This window comes from Lactiplantibacillus garii, assembly GCF_003885105.1.
Lineage (GTDB): Bacteria > Bacillota > Bacilli > Lactobacillales > Lactobacillaceae > Lactiplantibacillus > Lactiplantibacillus garii.
The window spans coordinates 1-288 of sequence record NZ_QWZQ01000151.1 but is presented as its reverse complement, the minus strand read 5'-3'; the positions used below and the strand labels follow the sequence as shown (position 1 = coordinate 288).

1 protein-coding gene is annotated in these 288 nt (G+C 34.0%); it reads right to left on the bottom strand.

Annotation, left to right across the window (positions count from 1 at the left end):
* Positions 1 to 200, bottom strand: a 200-nt coding sequence (locus tag D1831_RS14790) for a hypothetical protein (protein WP_404819907.1), incomplete at its 3' end; no start/stop codon positions are given.
* Positions 201 to 288: the final 88 nt, after the last annotated feature.

Genomic DNA, 288 nt, shown 5'->3' with positions numbered 1-288 from the left:
ATGTGATTCATATAATTATAATTATAATTTAAGGGGATCTTAGTTAGTTTAGCAATAACTTTTCGCGCTATTGAAGCGCTGGGTGCATCAATGCGATCAATAGTTGTTTTGGATTTTAATGCCTCGTACAGAAAATAAGTTGTACCAGACCACGTATTTTTTTCGTTTTTAGGATTCCAACGCGCGACGTAGTGAATCATAGAGTAGTATGGCCTCCATAGGTTTATTTGAATTACAATTAATCTTAACCTTTCTATTATAGTCGAAAGTTAATAAGGGTGCTAGCTA